The sequence below is a fragment of the Polaribacter sp. HaHaR_3_91 genome, from assembly GCF_019278525.1.
Classification (GTDB): Bacteria; Bacteroidota; Bacteroidia; order Flavobacteriales; family Flavobacteriaceae; genus Polaribacter.
In genome coordinates this window covers 866,374-884,637 of the sequence record NZ_CP058986.1, presented here as the reverse complement: position 1 = coordinate 884,637, position 18,264 = coordinate 866,374, and the positions used below count along the sequence as shown (strand labels likewise).

At 32.3% G+C, this 18,264-nt stretch carries 6 protein-coding genes and 1 tRNA gene; 4 read left to right on the top strand and 3 right to left on the bottom strand.

Going from position 1 to position 18,264, the window contains the following annotated elements:
• Positions 1-360 precede the first annotated feature (360 nt).
• The 4 genes from H0I27_RS03575 to H0I27_RS03560 all read left to right on the top strand — a co-directional run bounded on the left by H0I27_RS03575 (position 361) and on the right by H0I27_RS03560 (position 17,149).
• Entirely contained in the window at positions 361-5,517 is a 5,157-nt protein-coding gene (locus H0I27_RS03575; RefSeq protein WP_218732539.1) for a PA14 domain-containing protein, read from the top strand.
• A 621-nt stretch (positions 5,518-6,138) separates the two neighbouring features.
• Positions 6,139-6,360, top strand: coding sequence for a hypothetical protein (locus H0I27_RS03570; RefSeq protein ID WP_218732538.1), 222 nt, complete (start codon positions 6,139-6,141; stop codon positions 6,358-6,360).
• A 180-nt stretch (positions 6,361-6,540) separates the two neighbouring features.
• Positions 6,541-15,738, top strand: a complete 9,198-nt coding sequence (locus tag H0I27_RS03565) for a T9SS type A sorting domain-containing protein (protein ID WP_218732537.1) — start codon at positions 6,541-6,543, stop codon at positions 15,736-15,738.
• Between the two features lie 451 nt (positions 15,739-16,189).
• A complete protein-coding gene (locus tag H0I27_RS03560; protein WP_218732536.1) occupies positions 16,190-17,149 on the top strand; it encodes a T9SS type A sorting domain-containing protein in 960 nt (319 codons plus the stop codon).
• 67 nt (positions 17,150-17,216) lie between these two features.
• On the opposite strand, the gene H0I27_RS03555 is transcribed toward H0I27_RS03560, so the two are convergent.
• The 3 genes from H0I27_RS03555 to H0I27_RS03545 form a co-directional block, all read right to left on the bottom strand.
• Positions 17,217-17,290, bottom strand: a tRNA-Arg gene (locus H0I27_RS03555).
• A 34-nt stretch (positions 17,291-17,324) separates the two neighbouring features.
• Complete coding sequence (locus H0I27_RS03550; protein ID WP_218732535.1) at positions 17,325-17,774, bottom strand: GatB/YqeY domain-containing protein; 450 nt, start codon at positions 17,772-17,774, stop codon at positions 17,325-17,327.
• 20 nt (positions 17,775-17,794) lie between these two features.
• Positions 17,795-18,244 carry a retropepsin-like aspartic protease gene (locus tag H0I27_RS03545; protein WP_218732534.1) on the bottom strand — a complete coding sequence of 150 codons (450 nt, stop codon included), beginning with the start codon at positions 18,242-18,244 and terminating at the stop codon, positions 17,795-17,797.
• Positions 18,245-18,264: the final 20 nt, after the last annotated feature.

Sequence of the window (18,264 nt, the reverse complement as noted above, 5' to 3'; positions counted from 1 at the left end):
CTCATTTTTTTTATAACAGTTTCAACAAAAATATTAGTAAAAATATATCATCAAAATAAAAAAGTACATAAACTAGAGATAATACAAACACTATATCTAACAATTTTGACCTAATTAAATAAAAAAAATAATGAAAGTACATTAATATTAATTCTATAAAAAATAGGTTTATAATTAACTAATCAACAAAAAAAACCACAAAAAAATAGTCATCTAAAAATAATAAAGAAATATAAAAACCAAATAGGTATTTAATGCGTATTTATTATAACTTAAATAGTCTTTAAATTATTAGTCCACACTAAATAACACCTTTCTTCATAAATAATCTACTACTTTTGTAATAAAAAATATCCCCTCATGATTAACCTCCTAACCAAAAAGAAATTGTTTCGTTTAAACAAAACACACGTCTTATGGGTTCTTTTTCTAATATCAATAAATAGTTTCTCACAGTTTTTAAATAGTAGTTTTGAAGACAATACTACTAACATTGCATTTACAACTCCTAACACGAATAATTCAATTTGGAGTGATCAAAATTTAACAGAAATTATTTCTAATAATAAAAAGAACAATGTTCCTTTTATTGATCAACCTAATGTATCAAATAGATTAAACGAAACAGGTTTACCTTATTTAGCAAAAAGTATCAATTCTGAAAAAACATCAAAATATAGAATTACTAATATCGCTATGGTAGATACAGACAATGATGGTGTAGATGATGTTACAGATATTGATGATGATAACGATGGTATTTTAGATGTTAATGAAGTTGATACTTCTTGTGTAACCGCTATTGATGGTCGTTTAAATTATGAATTTTACGATAGCGTTCCATCTAATTCTACTGTAGACAACATTCCAACAACAGGAGCAGCAGGAACAGGCACCGTTACAGAATTTAATGTAGATGCCTTATTTGCAATAGTTACTCCTGGAGATGGAAATACATTTAGTGTACGATATACTGGTTTTATAAATATTGAAACCTCAGAAACATACACTTTCTATACAAACTCAGATGATGGTTCTAAATTATTTATAGATGATACACAAATTGTAAATAATGACGGAGATCATGGTTCCAGAGAAAGAAATGGTAACATTTCTTTATTACCAGGCTTACATAGTATCACTGTACTCTTTTACGAAGATGGTGGTGGAGAATCTCTTACCGTTCAATACTCAACCAACACAATACCTAAGGCTAGCATCCCTTTTTCTAAACTATCTTCAGCTCCTATTTGTAACAATGACTTAGATGGAGATACTGTTCCTAATTCGCTAGATTTAGATTCAGATAACGATGGTATTCCAGATAATATTGAAGCCCAAACAACTACAGGTTATATAGCACCTTCAGGAATCGATTCAGACAATGATGGTTTAGATAATGCTTATGATGCAACCCCTAACGGTAATTCAGACGGATCAGGTTCTTTAGGATTAACTGCTATTAACACAGATAAAAATGCTACTTCTGGTGCAGATCTAGACTCAGATTTTTTAGACTTAGACTCTGATGGAGATGGTTTATTTGACGTAGTAGAATCTGGCAGTAATTTACCCAACGATAGTGCAGGTAAAGTTACAGAAACCGTTGGTACAAATGGACTTGTAGATACCATTGAAACAGGAAATACAGATAATTTATACACAGATGTAAACGGAGGATATGATGATACACAAACAGATAACTTTACAGATACAGACGGAGATGTTAACTCTTCTATAGGTGATGTAGATTATAGAGATATAACCGTAAATACAGATATAGACAATGATGGAATACCAGATTCTATAGACGCAGATAGCGACAATGACGGTATTTTAGATAGTATCGAAGATGGAAATTGTGACATTTCTGAAAAAGAAGAAGTAATTGTAATTTCTAGTGAAGATTTTGGAACAAGCTCTACAAGAACAACAAATAATAATGTAGAAAACCATTCTTACAGTAGTACTGGTGCTATACCAGATGGCTCTTACGCAGTAGTTTCATCACTTACTACAGGTCTTCAAACCTACAATCGTACAGATGCTAACGGAAATATAGACGCAAATATAGATCAGTTTACGGGACCTGCTGGTGGCTCTACAAACGGAAGGTATTTAGCTATAAATATGATTAATCAAGGTAATACCGAGTTTTATCGTCAGTCTTTAACCAATTTAATTATTGGAACAGACTATAGGTTTAGACTAGATTTAGCGGGTTTATGTAACGGATGTAGTGACAAGCCAATTTTTAGATTGGAAGTACAAGATGCTTCAGGAGCAACAACACAAACTATATCATCACCAGCTGCGGGAGAACCTAATGACGATATTTGGAGAAGAGTCTCTTTAAACTTTACTGCAACAAAAACCAATTTAGATATCGTAATTTTTAACGACCAACCTAATGGTTCTGCAGGTAATGATGTTGGTGTAGATAATATTGTTTTTGCTACTTTAAAATGCCCTGCTAGCTTTGTTGATCCAGATGGAGATGGCTTTCCTAACTCATTAGATTTAGATTCAGATAATGATGGTATTCCAGATGTTATAGAGTCTGGAGGTACAGATGTAAATAGAGATGGAAAAGCAGATGGTACCCCTAATGCCAGTAATGGAATTCCAAGTTCTGCCGGTACAGGTAATACTCCAACGAATACAGATGGAGATACTGCTGCAGATTACTTAGATTTAGACGCAGATAATGATGGTATACCAGACAATATAGAAGCGCAAACAACTAAAGACTACGTAACACCAAGTGGTTCTGGTGCAGGAATAGCAGATCTAAATAACAACGGTGTAGATGATCTTTATGAATCTGGAGCTATTATTGGTCTAAACCCAACAAACACAGACACAGATACTATACCAGATTATTTAGATTTAGACGCTGATGGTGATGGAATATTTGATGTTATAGAATCTGGTACAGGTTTACCAAATGATGGTAACGGAGTATCTACAGGTACTTTTGGTATTAATGGTTTAAATGACCTTGCAGAAACGGGTAACACAGATTTAGGTTATACCGATGTAAATGGTATTTTTGACAATACACAAATGGATAATTTTACAGATATTGATGAAGATGTATTAACGTTTGGAGATGTAGATTACAGAGATATTTCTGATGATGGAATTGCCATGATAACACAAGTATATCAATTTGATAATGAAAGATGGATCGAAGTAACAAACATTAACAAAACCAAAAGTATTGCTGCTAACCTTATTCAAATTCAACTATATGTAGATAGAACAGGGACTCAAACAACTGCACCAAATGCTTTTTATACATTTCCAAATATATTAGCTGCTGGTAAATCTATATTATTAAAAAGCACAAATAATACAATTACTAATTTTGATAACTCAGCCCCAAGGGTTATTACTAACGATGTAATAACCAACTTTGTTGGCGCTAATGATATGATTACCTTATCATCAGCTAACGATGATTCTTCTTACCAAAATAGATATGATGTTATAGAAGCATTTGCAGATAAGACATCGCATGTAAGAATAGATGAAACATTAACCTATAATAAAGACTACGACGCTGCGGAATGGGTAGTATTTATAGATGATGCTATTTTACCTTATCAAACGGTTGGTAACACTGCAATTACGGGAGTTAAAAGACATCCTCAAGATCCTTTAATATCAGAAATAACAACATCTAATACAGCAGCAAACACTTTATTGGGTTTACATAACATAGATATTACCACATCTAATTCTGCTAGTAATACTTGGACTAATGGTTATCCAGATAGATCTCGTTCTGTTATAATTGATCAAGATTTTGAACAGACCAATAATAGATTAAGTGCAAGAAAACTAAAAGTAGATGCAACTAAAAAACTAACAGTAACAGATCAATTATTAGTAGTTACTAATGATATTACTTTAGACGGAAACATTCGTCTAGCAGGTACATCACAATTAGTACAAACACATACAACTGGCACTAAAATATCTGGTAATGGAAGCCTTTTAGTAGATCAAAACTCAGAAATACCAAGTTTATACAGATATGGTTATATGAGCTCTCCGGTAAACTCATCTGGTACTACTTATACAGTAGAAGATGTATTAAAAGATGGTACAGACCCTACAACCCCAAAAGACATTACGTTTGTTTCTGGTTTTGATGGTTCTTTTACTTCAACAGGTATTTCATTAGCTGATTATTGGATATATACCTACGCTCCTGCTTCTAACGGTAGAGCTAATTGGGTACAACAATTTAAAAATGGTGTTATTAATAGAGCTGACGGTTATATTTTTAAAGGTCCAGGAAGAGCTCAAAACTACACTTTTATAGGTACACCAAATGATGGTGGTTTTGACACGGCACTTCCTATAGGCGCAGGAGATGATTACTTAGTTGGTAACCCTTTCCCTTCTGCAATGAATGCCAGAAAATTTATAGAAGATAATTTAGCCACAACCACCGGAACACTTTATTTATGGGAACATAAAGAAAGTGCTAACGGAGAAGGAAACGGAATTGACGGACATGTATTTGGAGGATATGTAGGAGGATACGCAACTATAAACCTTGGTGGTACAGCGGCTGCAAGCAGTAATGTTCCAGATAATAATGATAATGGTACTTCTGGCACTGGTGATGCTTCTTATTCTTATACTTCTCCCCTACCATATATAGCAATAGGGCAAGGTTTCTTTATAGAAGGAGACGAAACTACAGGCGGAATCGTTAACTTTAACAATAGCCAAAGAGCCTATGTTACCGAAGGGCCAGAATCTGTATTTTTTAAAGCAAACAAAAAAACAAATACAACTACTACAGATTTATTACCATTAATAAAATTAGGGTTTGAATATAAAAATACTGATGAACTAAATATCCACCATCAAATTACAGTTACTTTTCAAGAAACAAATTCTTTTGCTTTTAACAAAGGATATGACTCGGAAGTATATGAAACTGGTAAAACAGATATGTATTGGAAATTCCCTAATGATGATAAAAACTATGTAATTGCTGGTGTTCAAGAAATCTCTAACGAGTTAGAAGTTCCTTTAGAAGTAATTGTTGATTATTCTGGACAAGTGAATATAATGGTAGATGAAACTGAAAATGTAACTAGAGATATTTACATTACAGATAAACTTACCGGAACTTCTTATAATGTTACAGATAACAAAATCACTTTAACTTTAAATAAAGGAATTTATACAGATCGTTTTGTACTTGCTTTTTCAGAGAGTAACGTATTAGGTTTAGATGATGATGTTTTATCTGCCTTTACAAATATTTATGCAGACAATGAAAACCATAAAATTGTAATTTCTAAAAATAATGAAGTAGAAATTAATAAGGTAGAGTTGTTTGATATTCTTGGTAAAAAAGTAAATACCTGGAAAATTAAAGAACAAAAAGATACGTATCAATTAGAAATCAAAAAACAAATACCAACGGGTATTTACATTGTAAAAATGAATACAGATAAAGGTATTATTAACAAAAAGATTATGATATAAAATACAACTATATAAACTAAAAAAAATGATGCTACTAACTCAAGTACCTCCAGTAAACTCACCACCTCCTCCACCAGGTCTAGAGATTGATAATGGAATTTTAATACTAGGAATCACAGCTATATTGTATGCTGTTTTTATCATCCTAAATATTAAAAAATTAAAATACAAATAATTACCTAGCAGAAAATTGGAGTAACAGATATGTATTAAAAATTCTCTAATAATGATAGAAAATATGTAATTACTAGAATACAAACTATATCTGGTAAACTAGAAGTTCCTTTAGAAATAAAAATGGGCTATTCTGGTAAATTAGCCTTGTTTCATATTCTTGATAAAAAAAATAAGTCTTTCTAACATAAAAGAGCAAATCTTAAATTTAAACCAGTGAAAAATATTTCACTGGTTTTTTGTTCTACAAATTCAAAGAAATAGTAAAACTTAACATTCTGAACTTATTTCAGCATTAAAATTCGCGAAAATTGAATCATCATAATCACCTAAAAACAGTAATTATTTTTTTTAAAAAAATAAATGTGACTTATTGAAAATAATAGTGTCAAATAATAGGTGTTTGGTTAATAATGACTACTTTAGCGCTTTTAAAAAATTTTCTTAATGATTAAATATCTAAAAGAAACGAAACTATTTGGGGAAATAGCTCGTTTTAGATTAGACAACCCTTCAAAAAAAGTACTGCTTTTAAAGTATAAAAAGATTTCTTTCTTTTTATTTCCAAACTTTTCTATTTTCAATCTTTTAAATAGACCAATCCATGCTATAGAGCATGAGATAGCAATTGGACAAGAATTCGCTATAAAAAACATATCCTCCGTATAAAACATTAATTCATTTTTAACCTTTAGAGATAAAAGTGACTTTTACTTTTAAACAAAACCTATTGTGGGTTCTTGTAAAGAGTAATTGTTCCCACTTTTAAATTTCTTGTGTGGCTAAATATAGCAGTCTGCAATAAAATGTGCTGCAAATTTAAAATTCATACTTATCAAAGTAAAATATATGAAAAACAAATACTTATTTGTAAAAGGATTAATTATATGTAATTTCCTTTTCTTTTTTACCACTAATATTCAAGCACAAATAGCACCTTCAAATGCATCGAGTATTAAAACAGGTGCAACTTTTAAATGGGCAAGTGATCAAACTTCAACAACAGATCCAATAAATTTAGAAAGTATTTCTATAGATGGTGCAGAGTACAATCTATTCGCAGTTCCTTCTGGTTATCAATTAACTAAATTAGGTACAGCTGGTCAGAACCAAAATTCCATTAGAGAAAATGGTAGTGTAACTATATCAGGTAGTGGATCAAACTCTAACCCTGCAACAAATGGTTACGGAAGTGCTGATTGGAACATAAAAGCATTGGCTGCTTTTCAAGATAAAAACTTAAACCATTATTTTACCGCATACGGCAATGGGGCAGCAATTTGTAATAATTTTAACGCTGAAGAAACTACCGGAGCACAAAGACAATCATTATTATATAGCCCTGCAATCCCTTCAAATCAAGGAGCAATTGTAGCTATTACAGAAAGAAATGGTAATAACTGTTTTCATATAGAGGTTTTTGGTACACCTGCATCTGGCGGTACAGAACAATCTTTAGGAGAAACTTTTGTTGTTACAAATAATGGAGCTAAATGGGGCTATGGTGGTACCGGTTCTGGTACTGGTAATAATGCTAAATTAGGTGATGAGGGAGCTATTACTACTCCTAGTACAAATTCTGATTATTGGTTAACAGATCGTGTTTTAGATAATAACGGAACCTTAGGTATTGCATTGTTTTATTTAAATGAAATAGCGCCTACTGGTTCTAAAATTACTAGAGTTCAAATGACTGCAGCTTCTAGTGATCATGGTGATGGTAAGTTTTTTATCGTACAATCTTATGCTACCGACTCTCAAGAAGAAATTATTTGGAACCAAGCTTTTTTAAACGGTGACGTTACAACTAACAATCAAGTACCAGATGGTTCAACTTACAGTAATATTGGTTCAGGCCCAAGTAATGGTACTTTAGAATTTAATGCAGACGGTACTTATAAATATACACCAAATGAAAATTTTGTTGGAGTAGACACTTTTGAATACCAAGTATGTTTACCTGCACCAAATACTACAACTTGTGATACTGCAACAGTTACAATTACTGTTAGACGTGATTCTGATGGTGATGGCGTACCTGATTATTTAGATTTAGATTCTGATAATGATGGTATTTTAGATACTATAGAAAGTGGTGGAAATGATCCTTTTGGAGATGAAGATAATGATGGTGTATTTAATTACCAAGATAATGAAGACAATGGAAATGGTGGACCAGGCGGTACTACTGACTATACAGACACAAATAATGATGGTATACCTGATGTTTATGATTTTGACGAAGACGGAATACCTAACCATTTAGACTTAGATTCTGATAATGATGGTATAACTGATGTTATAGAAGCTGGTGGTACAGATTCAAACAACGATGGTTTAGCCGATGGTAATGTCAATGAAGATGGCATACCAAGTTCAGCAGGATCAGGGTTAACTCCTATTAATTCAGATTCAGATAATCTTCCAAATTTCTTAGATTTAGATTCTGATAATGATGGTATCTATGATCTTTTAGAAGCAGGTGGAACGGATGCAGATAACAACGGAATTGCAGATGACTTAACTGACTCAGACAATGATGGTTTAGCAGATATTTATGATGGTACTTGTCAAATAGCAGCTATTCCAGGTGGTACAACATATTATGCTACCTCAGTAGCAACCTCTACCAAAGTTACAAATACAAACAATGCTCTTGGAGTTCCTGGAACGACTTATGCAACGGCTGCAACCACTTATCCTACTGGGTTTCTTGTTGTAGGTTTTGCACAAACAATTCCAGCTAACACTCAAGTAACAGTATATTTAGGAAGCTCTTCAGGCTCTCCAAAGGGTCAAATATATTCTAGTGATTCTAATGGTACTCAGTTGGATTATCACCGAGAATATACCGTTAACTCAGTAGGTCCAACAGCTTATACTTTTACTACAGATATTAGTGCCGACTATATTAGAATTACCCAATACGACACTAATGTACTTATATATGGGGTAGAATATACTATGTCAAATATTGATGTAACAGACTGTTCAGGAAAAGCGTTAATACCTGCAAATACAGACCCTACAACAGTTACAAACTATATAAATAAAGATTCAGACGGAGATGGATGTTCTGATGTTAAAGAAGCTGGTTTTACAGACGCAGATAATGATGGTGAAATAGATGGTACAGGTATTTCTACCTCAGGTACAGTTCTTGATAGCGATGGTTATACAGGTACAACTTCTGCTGTAACAGATAGTTCTGATAGCGCTACTTGTTTAGATACAGATGGTGATGGCGTACCTGATTATTTAGATTTAGATTCTGATAATGATGGTATTCCAGATTCAGTAGAATACAGCGATTCTGCAAATTGTTTTGAAGGCTCGGTTTCTGGTATAAATGAAATAGCATTAGCCCCTTACGCTACAGCTACAAATTTAGAATCACAACTACCTTTACAAGGTCTTTCAAACGGAGCTTTTGATGTAAATGTTACTTTTAATGGTCAAGCAAAATTTAGTAGTAATGGTATTCAAATAAATACAAATAATGCCATTGGTGAACATATCTATTTTCAACCTATTCAAACATCGAGTATATCAACCGAAAATTATGCAACGATAACAATAACATTTCCTAAACCAGTCTCGGGGTTATCTTTTGATGTAGCAGGGTTAAATAATCATGATTATTATGAGATGAATGCTTCTTATAATGGTTCACCTATAACTGTAGATAATTCTAATTTCAGTAATTTTAATCCAACCAATTTTAACAATAGTAATGGTTGGCAATTTGTAAAATCAAACCAAATTGTAGGTCGACAAAGTGGTGGTGGAACAGCAGTTACAGAAAATACTTTCACTTTTTCAGTAGATGGTTTAGTAGATACGATTACAATAAGAACAGGTAAAGATCAAACTTATCAAAATAGTCAAAATAGTAATGTAACTTCTGCAATAACCTCAATGAATTTTTGTCCACTTACAGATACGGATGGAGATGGTATTCCAGATTACTTAGACTTAGATTCAGATAATGATGGTATTCCAGATATCGTAGAAGCAGGTGGTATAGATACTAACGGTGATGGATTAATAGACTACCCAACTGCAGGAGACCCTGCAAGTATGGTAGATTTAGACGGAGACGGTTTAGCAGATATGTATGATGATACAGACACTGCTGGAGGTACTCCAAATTGGGTTGCAGGTACACCTATTTCTAATCCAGATTCAGATGGAGATGGTATTAAAGATTATTTAGATTTAGATTCAGATAACGATGGTATTCCAGACCTTGTAGAAGCAGGTGGTATAGATACTAACGGTGATGGTCGTGTAGATGATGCAACTGATATAGATCAAGATGGTTTAGCAGATATTTACGATGAAAATGCTTCTAACGGACCTGGTGATTCTGGTACAGATGGTACTCCTCTTGTTAAAACCGATGCAGCAGGTAACATGATAGGTGGTGATGGAGAATCTATTGATACTGATAGTGACGGAATCCCTGATTATTTAGACTTAGATGCAGATAACGATGGTATTACAGATTTAATGGAAGCTGGCGGTACAGATACTAATGGAGACGGACGTATAGACAATAATTTAGATGCAGACAAAGATGGTCTTGCAGATATTTATGATGAAAATGCTTCTGATGGACCAAGATTAGATGGTACAAACGGTACTGCACTTGTAGAAACAGATGCAGATGGTAATATGGTAAGTGGTGATGGTAGCTCTATTGATACAGATAGCGACGGAATTCCTGATCATTTAGACTTAGATGCAGACAACGACGGTATTCCAGATTTAATAGAAGCTGGTGGTATTGACGCAAATGGAGACGGACATGTAGACACAAATTTAGATGCAGACAAAGATGGTTTAGCAGATATTTATGATGAAAATGCTTCAGACGGACCAGGTACAGACGGTACAGACGGTATTGCTCTTATTAAAACAGGTTTAGATGGTAATACTATAGGTAGAAACGGAGAATCTATTGACACAGATAGCGACGGAATTCCTGATCATTTAGATTTAGACTCAGATAATGATGGTATTCCTGATATTGTAGAAGCTGGTGGTGTAGATACTAATGGTGACGGTAAAGTAGATGATATAGATCCAACAACAAGCCAACTTTTAAATGACTTAGACAGAGATGGTTTAGATGATCTTTATGATGTTAATAGCGGTACAAATACCAATGCAATTACATACCCAGATTCAGACAATGATGGCATTCCAGATACAAAAGATTTAGATTCAGACAACGATGGAATAACAGATGTTATAGAAGCTGGTGGTTTAGATACTAATAGAGACGGTATTGCTGATAGTTTTGTAGACACAGATAACGATGGTTTTAACGACCTAATTGATGGAGATGTTGGTCAAGATGGTACATCAGAAAATATAAATAATGTCTTAATTATTACAGGTATAGACACAAATGCAGATGGTAAACCAAACTCGTATCCAAGTAAAGATTACGATGGTGATGGTAAATTAAATCATATAGATATCGATGCAGATAATGATGGTATACCAGATAATATAGAAGCACAAACAACTAGTGGTTATATAGCACCTAGCAACCCTAACGGAGCAATGTTAGACGCTAATAAAAATGGTGTAGATGATAATTACGAAGTTAGTGGTATTGGTCTTATCCCAGTAAACACAGACAATAAAGATAATCAAGATTATTTAGATTTAGATTCAGACAATGATGGTATTCCTGATATTTCAGAAAACGGAGACACTGCAAATAATGCAATTATAGACATAAATGCAGATGAAGATGGTGATGGATTAAATGATATTTTTGATGACAATAATGATGCTGAAAACTCAAGGACTATTGTAAATGATGGTTCTAGTACACTTAAAGAAGTAACTACTTCAAGTGATTTAGATACTGCTTTTGGAGATGAAGATAATGACTTCCCTGGAAATGGAAATCTAGACTATAGAGACATTAAAGATACTGATAATGACGGTGTTCCTGATTTTTATGATTTAGATGATGATAACGATGGTATTTTAGATACTGATGAAGGTTGTGGTAACTTAATTATAAACGGAGATTTTGAACTTCAAGATTTTTCAAGTACAACTGAATTTCCTAATGGAGGAACAGGACCCTACGGTACATTTATAGGAAAAACTTTAAATACAAACACGTTAACAGGTTGGAATTATAGCCAGAACCTAGACGGATGGGTTGGAGGACAATCTCCAAGTTGGATAACTAGTAATTTTGCAGCAGCTTATAGCGGAAACCAATATGTAGATGTTCTTGGTAATAACGATAAAAGTGATGGAGGTGTAAGTAATATTCTTTCACAAACTATTTCTACAGTACCAGGTAATACATATACACTTTCTTTTTATTGGGGAGAAGATATTGGTCATGAAACAGGTCAAGATGTTACTTTAAATGTAAAAGTAAAAGACGCCTCTAGTTCTAATATTCTAGATAAAACATTAACTGCAATAGCTGAAGGTGCTGTAAACGGAGTTGTGGGGCCTAAAAAATGGTATCGTTTTACTACAGTATTTGTAGCTACTACAACAGAAACATCATTAGAGTTTCAAGCATCTCCTCCTGTACCTGGTTCTATAGGAATTGGAGCTGCTCTAGATTTAGTAAGCATTTTCTCAAATAATTGCGAAGACACAGATAATGACGGAATACCTAATTCTTTAGATTTAGATTCAGATAATGACGGTATACCAGACTTAATTGAAGCTGGCGGAGAAGATACTGATGGAAACGGACTAGTAGATGATATTAATGCTGATAATACTCTTATAAACGATGCGAACAATAATGGTTTAGATGATCGTTATGATACTGATATTACTGGAGGTAATAATTTAGAAAACTTAGATACAGATGGAGATGGCATACCAAATAGCATAGATTTAGACTCTGACAACGATGGTATTGTAGATATTATTGAAGCGGGAGGAACTGATGCTAATAGAGATGGTAAAGTAGATACTATTAATGCTGATGGGACACTTACAACAGATACAAACAATAATGGTTTTGATGATGCTGTTGATGGATCTATAGATGTAAATACACCTTTAGTAATAACAGGTGAAGATACAGACGGAAATGGAAAACCAAATACATACACAAAAGGTGATGAAGATAATGACAGCATACCTAACTTTTTAGATATAGATGCAGATAATGATGGTATTCCTGATAATGTAGAAGCACAGACAACAAATGAATATAATGCTCCGTCTGGCATAGCTACAGGAATAACAGACACAAACAATAATGGTGTAGATGATACATACGAAGATGGTAATAATATTGGTTTGATTCCAGAAAATACAGATGGTACAGATAATCCTGACTATTTAGATTTAGATTCAGACAATGACAATATTCCTGATATATCAGAAAACGGACACCCATTAGATGTTGCTTCTGGTAATGATGATGATAATGACGGTTTAGATAATGCTTTTGACGATAATGATGACTCTGCCATTGCAGGATCTACAGTAAATGATGGGTTAGGTGATGGTAATAAAGTAACCAACATAGGTACCTCAGACACTTCTTTAGAAGATGCATTTGGTGATGAAGACAATGATGTTAATACTGGTGGAAATTTAGATTATAGAGATATTCCAGAAGCTGCTAATGTTATGATAACTCAAGTATATCATCTTGGATCTGAAAAATGGATAGAAATTACCAACATAGGTACTTCTACTATACTTCCAAATAGTGTGAAAATTCATTTATTTAAAGATAAAACGGGAGATCAAACAAATATTGATCCTAATGCATCTTACATTTTAACAACACCTTTACTTGCTGGGAAATCAGTATTATTTAGAAACTCGAATAATACATTTACTCCAGAATCTGAATCAGTAACAGGTAGAACAATTGTAGATAATGATGCATTAACTGATTTAGATGATACTATTAACGATATCATTATATTATCTGCATCTAATGGAGTTTATGCATGGGATCATAGATATGATGTTGTTTCTAATGTTACCAACAATACTTCTGTTGTTAGAATAGACGAAAGTTTAACAACAAACAAAGATTATAATGCAGAAGAATGGGTTGTATTTATAGATGATGCAATTTCTACATACGAAGCAGTTGGAGAACTAGTATCTGATGATGTAAAGAGACACCCTCAAGACCCACTAATTTCTGAAATAACAACATCTAATTCAGAAGCGAATACTTTATTAGGACTACATAGAATTAACATTACTACTTCAACAACTGGTAATAATGTGTATACAAATGGTTATCCAGATAGATCTCGTTCTGTAGTAATAGATCAAAATTTCGAACATACCGAGAGTAGATTAAGTGCTAGAAAGTTGAAAGTAAACCCGACTGTAAAGTTAACCGTAACAGATCAACTATTAGTAGTTACTAATGACATTACTTTAGATGGTGATATTCGTTTAGCAGGTACGTTAGCACAATTAGTACAAACGCATACTGGTACTAGCACAATTACAAGTACTGTTACTGGTGTTATAGGAAATCTATTAGTAGATCAAAACTCAGAAATACCAAGTTTATACAGATATGGTTATATGAGTTCTCCTGTAAACTCACTAGGTACTACTTATACAGTACAAGATGTATTAAAAGATGGTACAGACCCAGCAAATCCAAAAGACATTACTTTTGTTTCTGGCTATGATGGTTCTTTTACTTCTACAGGTATTTCATTAGCAGATTATTGGATATACACCTACGCTCCTGCTTCTAACGGTAGAGCTAACTGGGCACATAAATATAAAGACGGAGTTATAAACAGAGGAGATGGATTTATTTTTAAAGGTCCTGGTAAAACTCAAAACTACACTTTTGAAGGTACGCCTAATGATGGAGACTTTAATACAGCGCTTCCTGTAAGTGCAGGCGATGATTATTTAATTGGTAATCCTTTTCCATCTGCAATGAATGCTCGTAAATTTATGATGGACAATTATGATCATACTACAGTAACACTTTATTTCTGGGAACATCATGAAAGTGAACTTGGAGAAGGAAGTGGAATTGATGGTCACGTATTTGGTGGATATATTGGTGGGTATGCAACTCTAAATTTAACTACAGCAGTATCTGCAGATCGAGTAGCAAATAATAGCAGTAATGGTACTGGAGGTGTTGGAATTATTGGAGGTGATAATATTTACAAAGAACCACTTCCTTATGTTGCAATAGGACAAGGTTTCTTTATTGAAGCAGATCCAATAACAGGTGGAGCTATTAACTTTAACAACAGCCAAAGAGCTTATGTTACAGAAGGTGATCAATCTGTTTTCTTTAAAACAAGTGAAGAGAAAAGTAAAACAGTAAGTACTTCTAATTTATTACCTATTATTAAATTAGGGTTTGAGTATCAAAATACTGATGAGGTATTACTGCACCATCAAATAGCAATTTCTTTTGATGCAGCAAACTCTTTTGATTTTGATAAAGGATATGATTCTGAAGTATACGAAACTGGTAACACAGATATGTATTGGAAATTCCCTAATGACGATAAAAATTATGTAATTGCTGGTGTACAAGCTATCTCTACTGAGTTAGAAGTTCCATTAGAATTAGTAATTGATTATTCTGGTCAAGTAAACTTAATGGTAGATGAAATTCAAAATGTTTCTAGAGACATCTATATTACAGATAAACTTACAGGAATTTCTTATGATGTTAAAAACGAAAAAATAACTTTAACTTTAGAAAAAGGAGTTTATCCAGATCGTTTTGTACTTGCATTTTCTCCGAACACTGCTTTAAATGTAGAAGATGAAATTTTAGCTTCAAACACTAATATTTATGCAGACAATGAAAACAAGCAAATTGTTATTTCTATTAGTAATGAAGTCGAAATTAATAAAGTTGAGTTGTTTGATATTCTTGGTAAGAAAGTGAGTGTTTGGAACATTAAAGAACAAAAAAATACGTATCAATTAGATATCAAAAAACAAATACCAACGGGTATTTACATTGTAAAAATGAATACTAGTAAAGGTGAAACAAACAAAAAGGTTATTATTGAATAAACACTAAAAATAACTATATTAATTAAAGCTGAATAATGAAATCATTATTCAGCTTTTTTTTTATTCTTTTTTTATAAGTATAATAATTAAGAAGTATCGTGACAACCACCTAAAAAACAACTGAATCCTCAACAAAAACCTTGTTTTATTAGATAATAATACAGTAATTAACAATTATTTAATCATTTATAGGAAAAAAATTAGCAAACCCAATATTATTTAGTTACTTTTAAAACAGTATTTATTTAATATAATCCCCCAAAAAATGAATAACACTAAAATACCAAGAAAATATTTTTTTAAATATTCTACTTTTCTAAAAAACACCATTAAAAAGAACTTGTCTTTTTTTATAGTGTTTACTTCTATCCATTTCTTTAACACTAAAACTTTTGCCTATACCCAGTAATTCTATTTAACACAATGTTTATTTAATATAATCCCCCAAAAAATGAATAACACAAAAAACACTCAGAAATTATTTTTAAAAAACTTCAATTTTTCTAAAAACCAACACCTTAAAGAAAAGAAAACTTATACTAAAGGAATTATCTATTTAATAGTATTTCTATCCGTTTTCTTAAATATTAAAACTTTTGCCAATATAATTCCAAATAGAGGGTCATCATCAGAATTATGTAAAAACCCAATACCTAAAGAAGCTTCTTATAATAAAACTTTTGAAGATCAAAGAAGTAACAAAACTGAATTATTACCAATCATTAAATTAGGGTTTGAATATACAAATACAGAAAACTTAAGGTTACATCATCAAATAGCAATCTCTTTTCAGGCAACAAATTCATTTGACTATGAAAAAGGTTACGATTCTGAGTCATTTATCGACAATGAAACTGACATCTATTGGAAATTTAAGGATGATCATAGAAAATATGTAATTACTGGTGTGCAAGAAATATCTGATGATTTAGAAGTTCCTTTAGAAATTACAATGGGGTATTCTGGACAAGTAGATTTAATGGTAGATAAAATTCAAAATATTTCTAGAGAAATTTACATAAAGGATAAACTTACAGGAGATTCATACAACATAAAAGATGGAAAAATCAATTTAACCTTAGATAAAGGTGTCTGTTCTAATCGTTTTGTTTTAGCTTTTAAAGAATCTACATCAAACACACTTAAACTAGAAAACAATACACTAATTACAGAAACTAGTATTTATGCTGATAATCAAAATAAAAATATTCTAATTTCTAAAAATGAAGAAATAACAATACAGAAAATAGAACTTTTTAATATACTCGGTAAAAAAACAAGCTTATGGAACATTACAGAACAGAAAAACAGCTATAAGTTAGCCATAAAAAATCAAATACCAACCGGACTATACATTGTAAAAATGTATAGCAACAAAGGTACAATAAGCAAAAAAGTTGTTATTGAATAATTAGATTAATCTAAATTAACTAAAAAAGGCTAAGAATTACAAAATGTAATTCTTAGCCTTTTTTTTGTGACTGCGAAGGGATTCGAACCCCCAACCCTCAGAGCCGAAATCTGATATTCTATCCAGTTGAACTACGCAGCCATTTTGTTTTCTATAAAGAGAACAAAAATATTTTTTACATTAATTTTTTTTTTACTAAAGTAGAAATGGTTTTACCATCTGCTTTACCTGCTAATTCAGCAGAAACAATTCCCATAACTTTCCCCATATCTTTCATTCCGGATGCTCCTACTTTGCTAATCGTAGCAACAACCACACTTTCAATTTCTTCTTCTGATAAGGCTTCTGGCAAAAACTGTTCTAAAACAGCTAATTCAGCTAATTCTGGATCAGCTAAATCTTGTCTACCTTGTTCTATAAAGATAGCTGCACTGTCTCTTCTTTGTTTAACTTGCTTCTGAATAATTTTAATTTCTTGCTCTTCTGTAATTTCTGCTTGAACACCTGTTTCCGTTTTCGCTAATAAAAAGGCAGATTTAACCGCTCTTAAAGCTTGTAAAGCAACCGTATCTTTTGCTTTCATTGCTTCTTTCATTTTATCCATTACTTGTTTTTGCAAACTCATTGTATTTTATTTTAAATTAATTATTTTTTTGTTTTCTTTAAGTATAAAACTTTTTTATGATAATCTATAAATGCTTTACCCTTTTGTAACACATCTGCACCAATAATTCCATGTACTTCTTTTGCTTTGTGCTGCGTTAAAGCTGTATTAACATGAGATAAATTAAACAACACTAAATGACATTTATTTGTTTTCCAGCTTCCTATTTTTAAAGAATTATTATCAGATTGCAACGTTTCCATATCGGTTGCTCCTGCCCCAGCTGCTTTGGTTTCACTTTCTTGAGCTTCCAAATTAAAATGAGTAATCATATCTAATCCTACACAAGAGTTAGAAGCACCTGTATCTAGAATAAATCGCCCTTTTACACCATTGATTGTTGCTTTTAACTCCAAGTGATTGGTCGCAATTTTCTTTAGCTTTATTTTGACGAACTTCTTCTTCTTTAAAATTTTCTTAATACTACTCATTTTATTATTCTTTGAAGTGA